Consider the following 17,087-nt stretch of genomic DNA (forward strand, 5'->3'; position numbering starts at 1 on the left):
CCCGGCGATCCGCAACCGCGATCGCAAGCTGTGACGCATAATATCGGCCATGTCATTTTTGCGCGCCATTTTCAGGACCCGCCATGGAAATTAAAGTCAACTTTCTCGACAAACTCCGCCTTGAAGCCAAGTTCGATGACTTCACGGTAATTGCCGATCAGCCCATCCGTTATAAGGGCGATGGCTCGGCGCCCGGTCCGTTTGATTACTTTCTGGCCTCGTCGGCTTTGTGTGCGGCTTACTTTGTGAAGTTGTACTGCGTAAATAAAAACATTCCGACGGAAAATATCCGTCTGTCGCAGAACAATATTATCGATCCGGAAAACCGCTACAAACAGATTTTCAAGATTCAGGTCGAGCTGCCGCCGGATATCTCGGAAGTGGACCGCCGGGGCATCTTGCGCTTCATTGACCGCTGTACGGTGAAAAAAGTCGTGCAAACCGGACCCGAGTTCGTCATTGAAGAGGTGGAAAACCTGGATGCCGACGCTCAGTCGTTGCTGACGTTGAAGCCGGCATCGGATGTCAGCACTTATATTGCCGGCAAAGATCTGCCGCTGGAGCAGACCATCGCCAATATGTCGGGCATTCTGGCGGGCCTCGGCATGAAGATCGAGATCGCTTCGTGGCGCAATATCGTTCCGAATGTCTGGTCGCTGCATATCCGCGATGCGCACTCGCCGATGTGTTTTACCAATGGCAAGGGCTCGACCAAGGAAAGCGCGTTGGCGTCGGCATTGGGAGAGTTTATCGAGCGCCTGAATTGCAACCATTTCTATGGCGGTGCGTTTTGGGGCGAGGATATCGCCAACGCGGAATTTGTCCATTACCCGAACGAGCGCTGGTTCAAGCCGGGTCGTAAGGATGCGCTGCCTGCCGAAATTCTGGATCCGTATTGCCTCGAAATTTATAACCCCGATGGCGAGTTGCGCGGCTCGCATCTGTACGACACGAACTCCGGCAATGTGCAGCGCGGTATCTGTTCGCTGCCGTATGTGCGGCAGTCGGACGGCGAAGTGGTGTATTTCCCGTCCAACCTGATTGAAAACCTGTTCGTCAGCAATGGCATGAGTGCCGGTAATACGCTGGCCGAAGCGCAGGTGCAATGTCTGTCCGAAATCTTCGAGCGGGCGGTCAAGCGTGAAATTCTCGAAGGAGAAATCGCGTTGCCCGATGTGCCGCAGGAAGTGCTGGCGAAATACCCGGGCATCATGGCCGGGATTCAGGGATTGGAAGAGCAGGGCTTTCCGGTGCTGGTAAAGGATGCATCGCTGGGGGGCACCTACCCGGTGATGTGCGTCACGCTGATGAACCCGCGCACAGGCGGTGTGTTTGCGTCGTTCGGCGCGCACCCGAGCTTCGAGGTCGCGCTGGAACGCAGTCTGACCGAATTGCTGCAGGGGCGCAGTTTCGAAGGCCTGAACGATTTGCCTCAGCCCACCTTTGTCAGTAACGCGGTGACCGAACCGAATAATTTTGTCGAGCACTTCATCGATTCCAGCGGTGTGGTGTCGTGGCGCTTTTTCAGCGCCAAAGCGAATTTCGAATTCGTCGAGTGGGATTTCTCCGGCCACGGTGAAAATTCCAATGCGCAGGAAGCCGCCACGTTGTTCGGCATTCTCGAAGAAATGGGCAAAGAGGTCTACACGGCGGTATTCGATCAACTGGGCGCCGTAGCGTGCCGGATTCTGGTGCCCGGCTATTCGGAGGTTTATCCGGTGGAAGATCTGATCTGGGATAACACCAATAAGGCGCTATTGTTCCGCGCCGATATTCTGAATCTGCATCGTCTGGATGATGCCGCGCTGGAAGCATTGCTCGAACGGTTGGAGAACAATGAACTGGATGAGCACTCCGATATCGCCACGTTGATCGGCATCGAATTTGACGAGAACACGGGCTGGGGACAACTGACCGTTCTCGAGTTGAAGCTGCTGATCCATCTCGCGTTGCAGCAGTTCGAGGCGGCGCAAGAGCTGGTGGGCGCTTTCCTGCAGTACAACGACAACACGGTCGAGCGTGGGTTGTTTTACCAGGCGTTGAATGCGGTGCTGGAAGTACTGCTCGATGACGAGCTGGAACTGGACGATTACGCGGTCAACTTCCGCCGGATGTTTGGCGACGCCCGGATGGACGCGGTACTGGGGTCGGTGGACGGGAGCGTGCGCTTTTATGGCCTGACGCCAACCAGTATGAAACTGGAGGGTCTCGACAGGCACCATCGTCTGATCGATAGCTACAAGAAACTGCATAAAGCGCGGGCCGCTGTGGCCGCTATCGCGAGTTAAGGGTTTCACAACACGGCTGGATTCTCCGGGCGCGCGGATTTCGGCGGCCGGAGAATCCAGTGTCAAAGAGGCCCTCGTTAGCGGGCGGGGCCTTGATCGACGACATCGCCGTGCTCTTCTAGTACGTCACAGAAGCGCCGCTGCCAGTGAAACTGTGCTGGGTAGGGGAGTCGTTTGCGTAGTCGGAGACGGCCTGGATGATGTTCACGATCTGCTGCGGCAGCCGGCCGCCGCTGATAGCGGTCATTGCAGTGCGATCCATCTCGACGGCGACGGGGATGTCTTTGATAACGAGCGTGTTCATGTCGATTCTCCAAGGGGCAATGAGTCAGTCAGTAATGTGAGGGCTTGTTCTGAGGGTGTCGCCACACTCGATAGAGATCAAGGCAAAGCCCGTGCCAAACGCTCGCGCCGCGCGCCAGGCGATCCCGCAACCACTTGAAAATACTGGCTTTGTCACGGCGAGCCGGGCGCATGGGCAGACCGGCGTGCGCGCCGCGGCCGGTGGGCCGGATCCAACTGTCCGCATGCACTGTGGGTTCGATCGCGACACATTCCATTTCTCCGCCCCTGCCATCCGACGCATTTCCGCCGACACGCGTAGACTGATCGTCCGTTCATCGACGGCAATGCCAAGGAGAGCTATTCAATGGAATACAGACATCTGGGTGCATCCGGTTTCAAGGTGCCGGTGCTGAGTTTCGGCACCGGTACGTTCGGCGGCAAGGGCGAGTTTTTTCAGGCGTGGGGCGCGACCGACGTCGCCGAAGCGCGGCGTCTGATCGACATCTGTTTCGACGCGGGCGTGACGATGTTCGACACCGCCGACATCTATTCGCGCGGCGCGTCGGAATCGGTGCTTGGCGAAGCGCTGAAGGGCAAGCGCGACAAGGCGATCATCTCGACCAAGGCGACCTTTCGTTTCGACGACGGACCGAACAACGTCGGTTCGTCGCGCTTCCATCTGATCCAGGCGGTCGATTCGGCGCTCAAGCGTCTGCAAACCGACTACATCGATCTGTTCCAGTTGCACGGCTTCGACGCGAAGACGCCGGTCGCCGAAGTGCTGTCGACGCTCGACGACCTCGTACGCGCGGGCAAGATCCGCTATATCGGCGTGTCGAATTTCTCCGGCTGGCATCTGATGAAGTCGCTCGATGTCGCCGACCGCTACGGCTATCCGCGCTACGTCGCGAATCAGACTTACTACTCGCTGGTCGGCCGCGACTACGAATGGGAGCTGATGCCGCTCGGCGTCGATCAGGGCGTCGGCGCGGTGGTGTGGAGTCCTCTCGGCTGGGGCCGGCTGACCGGCAAACTGAAGCGCGGCCAGCCGTTGCCGGAGACGAGCCGCCTGCACAAGACCGCCGACATGGGGCCGCCGGTGCCCGACGAGTATCTGTTCAGGGTGCTCGACGCGCTCGACGAAGTCTCCGCCGAAACCGGCAAGACCGTGCCGCAGGTCGCATTGAACTGGCTGCTGCAACGCCCGACCGTCGCGACCGTGCTGATCGGCGCGCGTAATGAAGAACAGTTGCGCCAGAACCTCGGCGCGGTCGGCTGGAATCTGACGCCCGAGCAGGTCGCGACGCTCGACGCGGCGAGCGCGATCCGGCCCGCGTATCCGTACTGGCATCAGGAAGGTTTCGCGGAGCGCAATTCGAAGGCGGTCTGAGCATTGCATTGCATTGCATTGCATGGCGCCGCGCCGAAGTCCGGCGCGGCGCGCAGGGCGGTCCGGCGCAGCGGCGAGCCGGACCCGCAACCCGTCAAACCAACCCCCCATTCGCCCGCAACACCTGTCCATTCACCCAGCCGCCGTCCGGTCCCGCCAGAAACGCGACCACGCTCGCGATGTCGTCCGGCTCGCCGAGCCGTTGCAGCGGCGGCATCTTCGCGAACGTGTCGATCTGCTCGGCGGTCTTGCCGTCGAGGAACAGCGGCGTCGCGACCGGTCCCGGCGCGACCGCGTTGACCGTGATGCTGCGCCCGCGCAGCTCCTTCGCGAACACCCGCGTGAACGCCTCGACGGCCGCCTTGGTCGCCGTGTAGACGCCGTAGCCGGGCAGATTCAGCGCCAGCACGCTGGTCGAGAAATTGACGATGCGCGCGCCGTCGTTGATCCGCGCGGCCGCTTCGCGCAGCGTGTTGAAGGTGCCGCGCACGTTGATGTCGAAGGTCTGGTCGTAGAGCGCGTCCGGGGTGTCCGCGAGTGGCGTCGGCTTCATCACGCCCGCGTTGTTGACCAGCACGTCCACTTTGCCCAGTTCCCGTTCGGTGATGTCGAACAGGCGGCGCACGTCGTCCGGCTTCGACACGTCCGCCTTCACCGCGACGGCCTTGCCGCCGGCTTCGCGGATCGCGGCGACCAGCGCGTCGGCATCGCCCGCGCTCGATGCATAGTTGACCGCGACCGCAAAGCCGTCCCGCGCGAGCCGCTGCGCGATGGCCATGCCGATGCCGCGCGCCGCGCCGGTGACGATTGCAACTTTCGATGATTGGGTGGTGTTCATGATCGGTTTCCTTGTCGGAGTGAATGAGTCGGTGAGCTGAATCATGAACGCTTTCGACGCTGAGATAATCGGGCTAGACTTGCGATCATCATTCCATTTGCTTTAATAATCCCGCCGCTATGGACCGTTTCGAGGAAATGCGCGTATTCGTGCGGATCGCCGAGCGCCAGAGCTTTACCCGCGCGTCCGACGACCTGCGTATTCCGCGCGCGACCGTCACCAATCTGATGAAGCGGATGGAGCAGCGGCTCGGCGCGCGCCTGCTCGAACGCACGACCCGCACGGTGCGCCTGACGCCCGACGGCGACGCGTACTACCGCCGCTGCGTGCGTCTGCTCGCCGATATGGAGGAGGCCGAAGGATCGTTTTCGAATCTCGCGCCGAAGGGGCTGCTGCGGGTGAACGTGCAGGGCACGCTCGCGCGGCATTTCGTGGTGCCGGCGCTGCCCGCGTTTCTCGAACGCTATCCGGGCATCGAGCTGATGATCGGCGAGGACGACCGGCTCGTCGATCTGGTGCGCGAGGGGATCGACTGCGTGCTGCGGGCGGGCGTGCTGCAGGATTCGTCGATGGTCGGACGGCGCGTCGCGCTGCTGCAGCAGGTGACGGTTGCGAGTCCTGATTATCTGGCCGCGTATGGCGAGCCGGCCACGCCGGCGGAACTGTCCGGGCTGTCCGCGCATCGGGCGGTCAATTACATCTCCAGCGCGACCGGCAAGCCGGTGCCGCTCGAATTTCGGATCGACGGGCGCGATAGCGCGCTGGTGTTGCCGTCGGCGGTATCGGTGAGCGGCGCCGATCTGTACGCGGGCGCGGCGCTCGCCGGGCTCGGCATCGTGCAGGTGCCGCGCTACCGGGTCGACGGCGAACTGGCGACCGGCCGCTTGCGGGTGATCCTCGCCGGCTATCCGCCGCCGCCGATGCCGGTGTCGGTGCTGTATCCGCAGAACCGCCAGTTGTCGTCGCGGGTGCGGGTGTTCGCGCAGTGGCTGACGGAGATTTTCGCCGCGGTCGGTTAAAGCGCGGCGGCGCGCGTTAGGATCGAGGTCGACGCACTCATTCGAAGGAATCGCACATGTTGTCGGAAGACGAACTGGCGTTACTCGACGCGATCCGCTCGACCGGCAGCCTGTCGCGCGCGGCGGCGCGGCTCGGCAAGGCGCCGTCGACGATCTCGCACGCGGCGCGGCAGCTGGAGGCGCGCTTCGACGCGCTGTTGTTCGACCGGCGCCGCTACCGGCTGCAACTGACGCCGGCCGGCCAACTGCTCGCCGACGAAGCCGGCCGGCTGATGCTCGACCTGCAACGGATGACGCAGCGCGTAAAGCAGGTAGCGAGCGGCTGGGAAGAGCGGCTGTGGATCGTGACGGACGAAATCCTCGAATTCGAACTGCTGATGCCGGTCGTGCGCTCGTTCGACGAACTCGGCTCCGGCGTGCGGCTGCGCTTCACGCACGAAGTGCTCGGCGGCACGTGGGAGGCGTTGCGCGACGGCCGCGCGGACCTGATCGTCGGCGCGACCAACGAGCCGCCGTCGATCGCCGGGCTGCGCTGGTTCGAACTCGGCGTGATGGAGTGGGTGTTCGCGGTCGCGCCGCGTCATCCGCTCGCGGCTGTGGAAGAGCCGCTCACCCGCGAGCGGATTCGTGAGCATCGCTCGGTGGTGGTGGCCGATTCGTCGCGTGCGAGCGCCGGCCGCGCGTATGGGGTGCTGGGCGGCCAAACCTCGCTCGCGGTGCCGACGATGCGCGCGAAAATCCTCGCGCAGCGCGACGGGCTCGGGGTCGGCTGGCTGCCGCGCGAACGGGTCGCGTCGTTGCTGGAGCGCGGCGAGCTGGTCGAAAAGCGCACCGCCGATCCGCGCGAGCCGAATGTGCTGTACGTCGCGTGGCGCGGCGATCAGGAAGGGCGCGCGCTGACGTGGTGGCTCGAGCAGCTGCGCCAGCCGCGGCTCGCACAGCGGTTGGTGCGGGGGCTGGCGGTGATGGCTTAGGGTTTGCCGGCGCTGCTTGACCCTTAACACGAGTTCGGCCTGCGTCAAAATCCTGACTTCAAAATCGAATCCTATCTATTTCGCGATAGCGGTCAGGCCGATAAAGTACGTATTAAGCGAAAGGTTTGTATGGGTCGCTTAAACGATGCTGGACCATATTCGACATGCCGCCGCAAGGCGCGACGGTGCGAGATCCATGAGGCGTTCAACGGGTCTTCGTCATTAGTCGATCTTCGCGGCGGCTGGCTGATCAGTTAGTTCAACAAACAAAAACGGATGATGCGCGACGAACGTGCGTCCTTCGCTTTTTGAGCTGGATCAACTTCGGCGTGGCGCGGGGCGGGCGTTCAGTTTGCCGTCGACGCGCTCGCCATGTTCGCCAAGGCCCAGTCAAGACGGAAAACTGGCGCGCGAATTTCTACCCTCCGTGACATCCGGTAGCTCGTCTGCTGGTCGCCGCATCGTACGGAGAGCGTCCGCATTCTGCTCGATGAAACTCGACGGGTGAACGTCGAAGGGGCAGACGCGCAGCCGACATGATTGGCTGCGCGTCCGAACGTTGGTGTTCAAAGCAGTAGACCTCAATTTGTCCCTCAACGATCGTTCCAAAACCCTGACGTTCGCTCCGGTCTCCGGGCGCGCGATAACCATGTTTTTGTAGCGAATATCTACTGACCGTAAAGGCATTAACCGGTTTTATTTAATTCGCAGTGTTAAACAAAGTTAAATAAATTTTTGTAGAAGGACTAGTCGTGAACAAGTCGTATAAAAGCATCTGGAATGAAGCGCTTGGATCGTGGGTGGCCGCGTCGGAGAATACATCGGCACGCGGCAAGAAAAGTTCGAGTCGAAAGTTAAATACTGCGGTTGCCGCTGCGGTGCTCGCGATGTGTCCGGTGGTCGCGTCCGCGTCCGTTTTGTGTCTCAAGGACGATAAGGGCACAAGCCAGATGACAGGCGCTGGCGGGATACTTTCGGCCGGCTGCACTGACGTTTTTGGTACGACAACTGGATTGCCTACTTTCGCGCTTCTACAGTCCGGTGCAGGGGGCAACAATGCGCAATTCCTGCTCTCGGGTGGCCAGGCGCTTTTTTCTCTGAATGTAAATGGGGCCAATGGAGTAAATCAGCTGTCCATGACCTCGTCCGGAAACAACGTGTTGATGACCGGGCTGGCGGCGGGCGCCGTGACGAGTTCGAGTCTGGACGCAATCAACGGTAGCCAGCTGTATTCGCTGTCGACATCGACCTCGACGGGCCTGAGCACGGCGACCAGCAGCATTGGCTCGCTGTCGACGGGCCTGAGCACGACCAACAGCAACGTCGCGTCGCTGTCGGCGTCGACCTCGACGGGTCTGAGCACCGTAACCAACAATCTGTCCACCCTGAGCACGTCGATTACGAACGGCACAGTTGGCCCTGTCCAGCGGACCGGCACGGCCAACAAGCTGGCTCTCGTCGCGGCGGGCGGCACGGGTGCGACTCCGGGCGCGGCACAGGTGCTCACCAACGTGGCGAACGGCCAGGTGGCGGCGACCAGCACGGACGCGGTCAATGGCAGCCAGCTGTATTCGCTGTCGGCCTCGACGTCGACGGGTCTGAGCACGGCGACCAGCGGCATCGGTTCGCTGTCGACGGGCCTGAGCACGACCAACAGCAATGTCGCTTCGCTGTCGGCCTCGACCTCGACCGGCCTGAGCACGGCAACGAGCGGCATCGGCTCGCTGTCGACGGGTTTGAGCACGACCAACAGCAATGTTGCTTTGCTGTCGACATCGACCTCGACGGGCCTGAGCACGGCGACGAGCGGCATCGGCTCGCTGTCGACGGGCCTGAGCACGACCAACAGCAACGTCGCTTCGCTGTCGGCCTCGACGTCGACCGGCCTGAGCACGGCGACCAGCGGCATCGCTTCGCTGTCGACGGGTCTCGGCACCGTGACCAACAATCTGTCCACCCTGAGCACGTCGATTACGAACGGCACGGTTGGCCCTGTCCAGCGGACCGGCACGGCGAACGAGCTGGCTCTCCTCGCGGCGGGCGGCACGGGTGCGGCTCCGGGCGCCGCACAGGTGCTCACCAACGTGGCGAACGGCCAGGTTGCGGCGGCCAGCACGGACGCCATCAATGGAAGTCAGCTGTATTCGCTGTCGGCCTCGGCCTCGACCGGCCTGAGCACGGCAACGAGCGGCATCAGCTCGCTGTCGACGGGTTTGAGCACGACCAACAGCAATGTCGCTTCGCTGTCGGCCTCGACCTCGACCGGCCTGAGCACGGCGACGAGCGGCATCGGCTCGCTGTCGACGGGTTTGAGCACGACCAACAGCAATGTTGCTTTGCTGTCGACATCGACCTCGACGGGTCTGAGCACGGCGACGAGCGGCATTGGCTCGCTGTCGACGGGCCTGAGCACGACCAACAGCAATGTTGCTTCGCTGTCGACGTCGACCTCGACCGGCCTGAGCACGGCGACGAGCGGCATCGGCTCGCTGTCGACGGGGCTGAGCACGACTAACAGCAATGTCGCTTCGCTGTCGGCCTCGACCTCGACGGGTCTGAGCACGGCGACCAGCGGCATCGCTTCGCTGTCGACAGGTCTCGGCACGGTGACCAACGATGTGACCAACCTGAGCACGTCGATTGCGAACGGCGCGATTGGCCCCGTCCAGCAGACCGGCACGGCCAACCAGCTCGCGCTGGTCGCACCGGGCGCCACCGGTGCGAATCCGGGCGCCGCACAGGTACTGACCAACGTGGCGAACGGCGACGTGTCGGCGACCAGCACGGACGCGGTCACGGGCAACCAGATGTATTCGCTGTCGGCCTCGACCTCGACGGGCCTGAACACGGTAACCAGCAATGTCGCGTCGCTGTCGACCGGCCTTGACACGACCAACAGCAACGTCGCTTCACTGTCGACGGGCCTCGGCACAGTGACCAACGATGTGACCAACCTGAGCACGTCGATTGCGAGCGGCACGATCGGTCCTGTCCAGCAGACCGGCACGGCGAACACGCTGGCTCTCGTCGCACCGGGCGCCACCGGTGCGAATCCGGGCGCCGCGCAGGTGCTGACCAACGTGGCGGACGGCCAGGTGTCGGCGGCCAGCACGGACGCCATCAACGGCAGTCAGCTGTATTCGCTGTCGGCCTCGACCTCGACGGGTCTTAGCACCGTGACGAGCAACGTTGCATCGCTGTCGACGGGTCTCGGCGCGGTGACCAACGATGTGTCGAGCCTGAGCACGTCCATTGCGAACGGCGATCTCGGTCCTGTCCAGTTGACCGGCACGGCGGGCACGCTGGCTCTCGTCGCGCCGGGCGGCACGGGTACGAATCCGGGCGCCGCACAGGTACTGACCAACGTGGCGAACGGCCAGGTGTCGGCGACCAGCACGGACGCGGTCACGGGCAACCAGATGTATTCGCTGTCGGTATCGACCTCGACGGGTCTGAGCACTGTGACCAGCAACGTCGCTTCGCTGTCGACCTCGACCTCGACGGGTTTGAGCACGGTGACCAGCAATGTCGCGTCGCTGTCGACCGGTCTGGACACGACCAACAGCAACGTCGCGTCGCTGTCGACGGGCCTCGGCACGGTGACCAACGATGTGACCAACCTGAGCACGTCGATTGCGAACGGCGCGATCGGCCCGGTCCAGCAGACCGGCACGGCGAACACGCTGGCTCTCGTCGCGGCGGGCGGCACCGGTGCGAATCCGGGCGCGGCACAAGTGCTGACCAACGTGGCAAATGGCCAGGTGTCGGCGGCCAGCACGGACGCCATCAACGGCAGCCAGCTGTATTCACTGTCGGCCTCGACCTCGACCGGTCTGAGCACGGCGACCAGCGGTATCAACTCGCTGTCGACGGGCCTGAGCACGACTGACAGCAATGTTGCTTCGCTGTCGGTATCGACCTCGACCGGCCTGAGCACGGTGACCAGCAACGTCGCGTCGCTGTCGACGGGTCTGGATACGACCAACAGCAACGTTGCATCGCTGTCCACGGGTTTGACCACGGTGACCAACGATGTGACCAACCTGAGCACGTCGATTGCGAGCGGCGCGATTGGACCGGTCCAGCAGACCAGCACGGCCAACCAGCTCGCGCTGGTCGCGCCGGGCGGCACCGGTGCGAATCCGGGCGCGGCCCAGGTGCTGACCAACGTGGCGAACGGCCAGGTGTCGGCGACCAGCACGGACGCGGTCACGGGCAACCAGATGTATTCGCTGTCGGTATCGACCTCGACGGGTCTGAGCACGGTGACCAGCAACGTCGCATCGCTGTCCACGGGTCTGGATACGACCAACAGCAACGTCGCTTCGCTGTCGACGGGTCTGGACACGACGAACAGCAATCTCACGTCGCTGTCGACCTCGACCTCGACGGGTTTGAGCACGGTAACCAGCAACGTCGCATCGCTGTCCACGGGTCTGGACACGACCAACAGCAACGTCGCGTCGCTGTCGACGGGCCTGACCACGGTGACCAACGACGTGACCAATCTGAGCACGTCCATTGCGAACGGCGCTGTCGGCCCCGTCCAGCAGACCGGCACGGCCGGCACGCTGGCTCTCGTCGCGCCGGGCGGCACCGGTGCGAATCCGGGCGCCGCGCAGGTGCTGACCAACGTGGCGAACGGCCAGGTGTCGGCGACCAGCACGGACGCGGTCACGGGCAACCAGATGTACTCGCTGTCGGTATCGACCTCGACCGGTTTGAGCACGGTGACCAGCAACGTCGCATCGTTGTCCACGGGTCTCGATACGGCCACCAGCAATGTTGCTTCGCTGTCGACCGGTCTGGATACGACCAACAGCAACGTCGCTTCGCTGTCGGCCTCGACCTCGACCGGCCTGAGCACGGTGACCAGCAACGTCGCTTCGTTGTCGACGGGTCTGACCACGGTGACCAACGATGTGACCAACCTGAGCACATCGATTGCGAGCGGCACGATCGGTCCTGTCCAGCAGACCGGCACGGCCGGCACGCTGGCTCTCGTCGCGCCGGGCGGCACGGGTGCGAATCCGGGCGCCGCACAGGTACTGACCAACGTGGCGAACGGCCAGGTTGCGGCGACCAGCACGGACGCGATCAACGGCAGCCAGTTGTATTCGCTGTCGGCCTCGACCTCGACCGGTCTGAGCACGGTGACCAGCAACGTCGCGTCGCTGTCGACGGGTCTGGATACGACCAACAGCAACGTCGCATCGCTGTCGACCGGTCTGGACACGATCAACAGCAATCTCGCTTCGTTGTCGACCTCGACCTCGACGGGTCTGAGCACGGTGACCAGCAACGTCGCGTCGCTGTCCACGGGTCTGGACACGACGAACAGCCACGTCGCGTCGCTGTCGACGGGTCTGGATTCGACCAACAGCCACGTCGCTTCGTTGTCGACGGTTCTGGACACGACCAACAGCAACGTCGCTTCGCTGTCCACGGGTCTGACCGCGGTGACTAACGATGTGACGAACCTGAGCACGAGTATCGCGAGCGGCAATATCGGTCCGGTGCAGCAAACACCGGTGGCCAACCAGCTCGCGCTGGTCGCGCCGGGCGGCACGGGCGCGCATCCGGGCGCGGCGCAGGTGCTGACCAACGTCGCGGCCGGCCGGGTTGCGGCGACCAGCACGGACGCCGTGAACGGCAGCCAGTTGTACGCGGTTCAGCAGCAGGTCAACTCGTTGAGCACGTCCGTGAGCAACGCCATCCTGAACGACATGAACCAGGGCAACGCTAGCGGGGCAAACTCGAACGCGAACGGAGAAAATTCGCACGCGTCGGGCGATAACTCGACGGCCACCGGCCAGAACTCGAACGCGTCGGGTGAGAACTCGACGGCGACCGGGGAAGCGTCGAACGCGTCGGGCGACAATTCGACGGCAATGGGTCAGGGCGCAACGGCGTCGGGTGAAAACTCGACGGCCGAGGGTCAGGGCGCGATTGCTTCGGGGAAGAACTCGAAGGCTAACGGCCAGAACGCGCAAGCCACGGGCGACAACAGCACGGCGCTCGGTCAAGGCACGCTGGCATCCGGTGACAACTCGGTGGCGACGGGCCAGGGTTCGGTTGCGTCGGGCGACGGCTCGAGCGCGCTGGGGCAGGGTGCAACGGCGTCCGGTTCGAACTCGACGGCACTGGGCAACAACGCCCAGGCAACGGCGAACAACTCGGTGGCCCTCGGGGCGAACTCGGTGGCTAACGAGCCGAACACCGTGTCCGTCGGTTCGCCGGGTAACGAGCGCCGCATCACGAACGTCGCGCCGGGCGTCAACGGTACCGATGCCGCCAATATGAATCAGCTGTGGGGCGTTCAGTCGAGCGTCAACCAGGTGGCGCGTACCGCGTATTCCGGTGTGGCCGCGGCGACCGCGTTGACGATGATTCCGGATGTCGATCCGGGCAAGACGATCGCGGTCGGGATCGGTGCGGCAACCTACCAGGGTTACGGCGCTTCGGCCCTCGGCATCAGTGCCCGTATTACCGCCAATCTGAAGGTGAAGCTCGGTGCGGGCATCAGCTCGAACGGCACGACCTACGGTGCGGGTGCGTCGTATCAGTGGTAAGCGTCGCGATCCCGGGCATCCGGTCAGCCTGATGCGGGCCCGGGATTCGTCGAGATAAAACCCGCCGCAAAACGCGGGTGATGTACGCAGGGGTTCAATGGTTTCGACCATTGCCCCTGCTTTCTATTTGTCAGTAAGGAGCTCGCAGCCGCGAGCCGACTTGCCTGACTGATCGCGGGGCGCTCCGGATTCATGGACAAGAACATGCGCATTGGTATTTCCGTGTTGACCCATGCAGGCCAGAACATCTGGCAGAACGGCCTGGGGCAGAACGTCATTTTTCTTTCCGAATTATTCAAACGGCTGCCATTCGTGCAGTCGGTCTCGCTAATCGATGCCGGCGATCAACTTGCCATGCCGCCCCAGGTGGACATGGGCCTGCACGATATACGCATCCTGAAGCCCCGGTGGGCGACCGACGAAGTCGATGTCGTCATCGAAATGGGCGGCGCGCTCGATATACAGTGGCTCGACCTGATGCGCGCAAGAGGAAAAAAGGTCGTCTATTTCTGTTGCGGCCAGCCGTTCGTCGCGCTGGCCGAACCGGCCGTGTTCGGCAAGCCGACCCATGCATGGCGCCCGGACCGTTGCGACGAGGTATGGCTGCTGCCCAAGGACACGGCATTCGTGCCGATGATGCGGACGTTGCACCGCTGCGACGTGCATATCGCGCCGTACATCTGGCAGCCGCATTTCGTCGAACGGCGCGCGCGGGAAGTGGCCGACAAGCTCGGCGCGCGCTACGGCTATCAGCCTCGCGCCGCGCGTCCGCGCGGTGAGCGTACCGGTTTGCGCGTGGCGATCTTCGAGCCGAATATTTCGGTGGTGAAGACCTCGAGCATTCCGATGCTCGCATGCGACGAGGCGTATCGGGCCGAGCCCGAATCGGTCATCGCCATGCACGTGCTCAATACGCTGCATCTGAAAGATCATCCCACCATGCTTTACCTTGCCAACTCGCTAAATCTGATTCGCGAGCACAAAGCGACATTTCACGGCCGCCACGATATCGTCGGTTTCATGACGCAGCATGCCGATGCGGTGGTCTCGCATCAGTGGCAGAACGAACAGAACTACAGTTATCTGGACGCGTTGTACGGCGACTATCCGCTGGTCCACAATTCGCCGTGGCTGCGCGATGCGGGCTACTACTACCCGCAGTTCGACGCGCGCCAGGGCGCCGCGCAACTGCTGCGGGCGGCGGCGCAACACGACGGCAATCTCGACGACTACCGTGCCCGCACGCAACGCGTGTTTCGCGCGGTCGATCCGTTCAATCCGGGCAACCTCGACGGCTATGCCGCGAGGTTGCTGCATCTGTGCCGCGACGCGAACTTCGCGAAGGCAGCGGGGAGCCGGGCATGAGCGCCGAACAGAAGCCGGTGTGCCGTCCCCGCAGGTTGCGCGTCGGGGTGTCGATATTCGTGCGCAAAGGCCAGCAATCGCTGTGGGAAAACGGCATTTACCAGAACTGCGTTTTCCTCGTGATGCTGCTGATGCGCTCGCCGTTGGTCGGCGCGACCTTTCTGGTCGCGGGCGGCGGTGACGGCGAACCGGCCGATGCGCGGGACTTTCTGAGCGATGCGCCAGTGCCGGTCATCGACATGAACGAAGCCGCCACGGCGCTCGATGTGATGATCGAAATGAGCGCCCAGCTCGACCGCGAATGGGTGGTGGCGTTTCGCGAGCGCGGCGGAAAAATCGTCTCGATGAGAGTCGGCAACGACTACGTGATCGATATCGAACGCATGATATTCGGCAAACCGCAGGCCTTGCTGATTACCCGCGCGCCCTATCACGAGGTGTGGACGCTGGCGGAATACGAAAACACCTGCGTGCCGTACTTCCGCAGCACGTTCCGCTGTCCGGTGCGGGTGATGCCGCATCTGTGGAGTCCATTCGTGCTGCAACGCGAAGCGCAGCGGCTGCCCGAGGGCGTGAGCTTCGGCTATCGCCCGGGCCGCCGGCGCTGGCGGGTGGGGATTTTCGAGCCGAACATCTGCATGGTGAAGACGAGCTTTATTCCGCTGTTCGCATGCGAGGCGGCGCACCGCGCCGATCCCGGCATGCTCGAACACGTGTGGGCCTTCAATACATCGGATCTGAAGGCCCATAGCGGCTTCAGCGAATTTGCCGGCAGCCTGGATCTCCACAGGCACGGGCTGGCGTCGTACGAGGCGCGCTATCCGTTCTGTCAGATCGTCGCCGCCAACGTCGACGTGGTGGTCAGCCACCAGTGGGAAAACGCGCAGAACTACGTGTACTACGAAGCGTTGTATGGCGGGTATCCGCTCGTTCACAACTCGCATCTGATCGGCGACTGCGGATATCGCTATCACGAATTCGATTGCGAGGAGGGCGGCCGCGCGCTGCAGCGGGCGTATGCGGAGCACGATCGCCAGTTTGACGCGTACCAGCAGAGCGCGCGGACGTTTCTCGCGCAACTCGATCCGGAAAACGAGGCCAACGTCCGGATCTATTCCGATGCGCTTGCCGCGCTGTATGAAGGTGAAAACGCATGATGTCTTCAACCGTTGGCGCGGCGAGGCGCCTGTGAGCGGACTGCGTATCGGCATCACCATCGGTCTGCATCACGAGGCCGAAACGCTGTGGAATAACGGCATCAAGCAGAACGCCGCTTTTCTTGCCGAAGCCTTGCGGCATTGTCCGCGGGTGGCCGGCGTCGTGCTGGTCAACACAACCGCGGTGCCCATTACGTCGGCGTTGCCGTGGAATCAGGCGCGCTATCCGACCCGGAGCTTCGATGCCGCGAAAGATAACCTCGATGTGCTGATCGAGCTCGGCGGCCAGATCGACGCGCCGCGGACCGCCTGGCTGAAGCAGCGCGGCGTGCGACTGGTGTCGTACTGCTGCGGCTTCGAGTACGTTCACGCGATGGAGTCGGTGCTGTTCGGCAAGCCGACGTGGGGCGCCAATCTGTTCGTCAACCAGCGCTATGACGACATCTGGATCATCCCGCAGGTCGATAACATCAGCCGTTCGTATTTCGAGGTGTTGCGCCGGCAGAGCGCCCGCGTGGTGCCATTCGTCTGGAGTCCCATCTTTCTCGACGCCCGTGTCGGGAACCTGCCGAATGCCGGCGAGTACCAGCCACGTGAGGGCGCGCGGCGCCTGAGCGTGATGGAACCGAATATCAATGTCGTCAAATTCTGCCTGTATCCCGCCTTCATTGCGGAACTGGCGTATCGCCGGCGGCCGGACAGTATCGCGATTCTCCAGGTGACCAACGCCGACGGGATCGCAACAAAGAGTGCCGAGTTCATCGCGCTGATGAATCAGCTCGATATCGTGCGCGACCAGAAGGCGGTGTTTCTGGGCCGTCACGAAACGCCGGCTTTTCTTGCGAGCAACACGGACATTGTCGTGTCGCATCAACTGGAAAATCCGCTCAACTACTTCTATCTCGAAGTCTGCTGGCAGGGCTACCCGCTGGTGCACAACGCGCATCTTTGCGCGGAGCTGGGCTATTACTACAAAAACAATGAAGTGGACGAGGGCGCGCGCCGGCTGATCGAAGCGATTGAAACTCACGATGCGCAGGTATCGCAGTATCGCCGGCGGCAACGCGCGCACATTGCGCGTTATCTACCCGACAATCCGCAACTCGTGGCCACGTATGACGCGCTGCTCGGCGAGCTGATGGCGCGACCCGTTCGCTAGAAAAACCGCGACGAGCGCGGCCAGCGTGGCCGCGCTCGTC

Annotated in this window: 10 protein-coding genes; 8 read left to right on the top strand and 2 right to left on the bottom strand. The window is 62.9% G+C overall.

Annotated features, from left to right (window positions below):
• Window positions 1–83: 83 nt before the first annotated feature.
• The gene (locus tag BTH42_RS05935; RefSeq protein ID WP_075296785.1) at window positions 84–2,288 is read left to right on the top strand and encodes an OsmC domain/YcaO domain-containing protein; all 2,205 of its coding nucleotides are present in this window, start codon (window positions 84–86) and stop codon (window positions 2,286–2,288) included.
• Window positions 2,289–2,406: 118 nt separating this feature from the next.
• Here the strand turns inward: BTH42_RS05935 and BTH42_RS05940 are convergent, their stop codons facing one another.
• Window positions 2,407–2,592 carry a hypothetical protein gene (locus BTH42_RS05940; RefSeq protein WP_075296787.1) on the bottom strand — a complete coding sequence of 62 codons (186 nt, stop codon included), beginning with the start codon at window positions 2,590–2,592 and terminating at the stop codon, window positions 2,407–2,409.
• A 345-nt stretch (window positions 2,593–2,937) separates the two neighbouring features.
• Here BTH42_RS05940 and BTH42_RS05945 point away from each other — a divergent pair, with 345 nt between their 5' ends.
• A complete protein-coding gene (locus BTH42_RS05945; RefSeq protein WP_075296789.1) occupies window positions 2,938–3,963 on the top strand; it encodes an aldo/keto reductase in 1,026 nt (341 codons plus the stop codon).
• Between the two features lie 94 nt (window positions 3,964–4,057).
• Here the strand turns inward: BTH42_RS05945 and BTH42_RS05950 are convergent, their stop codons facing one another.
• Complete coding sequence (locus tag BTH42_RS05950) at window positions 4,058–4,801, bottom strand: SDR family oxidoreductase (RefSeq protein WP_075296791.1); 744 nt, start codon at window positions 4,799–4,801, stop codon at window positions 4,058–4,060.
• Between the two features lie 119 nt (window positions 4,802–4,920).
• Between BTH42_RS05950 and BTH42_RS05955 the strand changes: the two genes are divergently transcribed.
• The 6 genes from BTH42_RS05955 (at window position 4,921) to BTH42_RS05980 (ending at window position 17,047) form a co-directional block, all read left to right on the top strand.
• Window positions 4,921–5,820, top strand: coding sequence for a LysR family transcriptional regulator (locus BTH42_RS05955; protein WP_075296794.1), 900 nt, complete (start codon window positions 4,921–4,923; stop codon window positions 5,818–5,820).
• A 56-nt stretch (window positions 5,821–5,876) separates the two neighbouring features.
• Window positions 5,877–6,794 carry a LysR family transcriptional regulator gene (locus BTH42_RS05960; RefSeq protein WP_075296796.1) on the top strand — a complete coding sequence of 306 codons (918 nt, stop codon included), beginning with the start codon at window positions 5,877–5,879 and terminating at the stop codon, window positions 6,792–6,794.
• Between the two features lie 1,136 nt (window positions 6,795–7,930).
• A complete protein-coding gene (locus tag BTH42_RS05965) occupies window positions 7,931–13,366 on the top strand; it encodes a YadA-like family protein (protein WP_256701820.1) in 5,436 nt (1,811 codons plus the stop codon).
• 204 nt (window positions 13,367–13,570) lie between these two features.
• On the top strand, window positions 13,571–14,731 hold the full coding sequence (locus BTH42_RS05970; RefSeq protein ID WP_075297007.1) for a DUF2827 domain-containing protein: 1,161 nt from the start codon (window positions 13,571–13,573) through the stop codon (window positions 14,729–14,731).
• Window positions 14,728–15,888, top strand: coding sequence for a DUF2827 domain-containing protein (locus tag BTH42_RS05975; protein WP_075296800.1), 1,161 nt, complete (start codon window positions 14,728–14,730; stop codon window positions 15,886–15,888). Before BTH42_RS05970 ends, BTH42_RS05975 begins: the two co-directional genes overlap by 4 nt.
• On the top strand, window positions 15,869–17,047 hold the full coding sequence (locus tag BTH42_RS05980) for a DUF2827 domain-containing protein (RefSeq protein ID WP_075297009.1): 1,179 nt from the start codon (window positions 15,869–15,871) through the stop codon (window positions 17,045–17,047). Before BTH42_RS05975 ends, BTH42_RS05980 begins: the two co-directional genes overlap by 20 nt.
• Window positions 17,048–17,087: the final 40 nt, after the last annotated feature.

This window comes from Burkholderia sp. SRS-W-2-2016 (assembly GCF_001931485.1).
In the GTDB taxonomy this organism is placed as follows: domain Bacteria; phylum Pseudomonadota; class Gammaproteobacteria; order Burkholderiales; family Burkholderiaceae; genus Paraburkholderia.

Bases quoted from the DNA above. Each gene is read 5' to 3' on its own strand.
- BTH42_RS05940 (WP_075296787.1), bottom strand. From the start codon at position 2,592: ATGAACACGCTCGTTATCAAAGACATCCCCGTCGCCGTCGAGATGGAT.
- BTH42_RS05980 (WP_075297009.1), top strand. From the start codon at position 15,869: ATGAAGGTGAAAACGCATGATGTCTTCAACCGTTGGCGCGGCGAGGCG.
- BTH42_RS05965 (WP_256701820.1), top strand. From the start codon at position 7,931: ATGACCTCGTCCGGAAACAACGTGTTGATGACCGGGCTGGCGGCGGGC.
- BTH42_RS05960 (WP_075296796.1), top strand. From the start codon at position 5,877: ATGTTGTCGGAAGACGAACTGGCGTTACTCGACGCGATCCGCTCGACC.
- BTH42_RS05975 (WP_075296800.1), top strand. From the start codon at position 14,728: ATGAGCGCCGAACAGAAGCCGGTGTGCCGTCCCCGCAGGTTGCGCGTC.
- BTH42_RS05955 (WP_075296794.1), top strand. From the start codon at position 4,921: ATGGACCGTTTCGAGGAAATGCGCGTATTCGTGCGGATCGCCGAGCGC.
- BTH42_RS05935 (WP_075296785.1), top strand. From the start codon at position 84: ATGGAAATTAAAGTCAACTTTCTCGACAAACTCCGCCTTGAAGCCAAG.
- BTH42_RS05945 (WP_075296789.1), top strand. From the start codon at position 2,938: ATGGAATACAGACATCTGGGTGCATCCGGTTTCAAGGTGCCGGTGCTG.
- BTH42_RS05950 (WP_075296791.1), bottom strand. From the start codon at position 4,801: ATGAACACCACCCAATCATCGAAAGTTGCAATCGTCACCGGCGCGGCG.
- BTH42_RS05970 (WP_075297007.1), top strand. From the start codon at position 13,571: ATGCGCATTGGTATTTCCGTGTTGACCCATGCAGGCCAGAACATCTGG.